The sequence below is a fragment of the Burkholderia sp. BCC1993 genome, from assembly GCF_905339865.1.
Lineage (GTDB): Bacteria > Pseudomonadota > Gammaproteobacteria > Burkholderiales > Burkholderiaceae > Burkholderia.
Genome location: NZ_CAJPGZ010000084.1, coordinates 1 through 257 on the forward strand (window position 1 = coordinate 1; position 257 = coordinate 257).

The window sequence follows — 257 nt, forward strand, 5'->3', positions numbered from 1 at the left end:
TGTCCACGTCGACCTCGACCGGCATCAGCTCGCTGTCGACCGGCCTCAGCTCGACCGACAGTTCCGTGGCGTCCCTGTCGACCTCCACGTCGACCGGCCTGTCCTCGGCGACCAGCTCGATCAGCTCGCTCTCCACGTCGACTTCGACCGGCATCAGCTCGCTGTCGACCGGCCTCAGCTCGACCGATAGCTCGGTCGCTTCGCTGTCGACCTCCACGTCGACCGGTTTGTCCTCGGCAACCAGCTCGATCAGCTCG

At 66.1% G+C, this 257-nt stretch carries 1 protein-coding gene; it reads right to left on the reverse strand.

The annotated features are described in order from the left end of the window. Positions 1-257: hypothetical protein (locus U4Y91_RS36680; RefSeq protein WP_321809137.1), on the reverse strand; the 257-nt coding region annotated here is incomplete at both ends.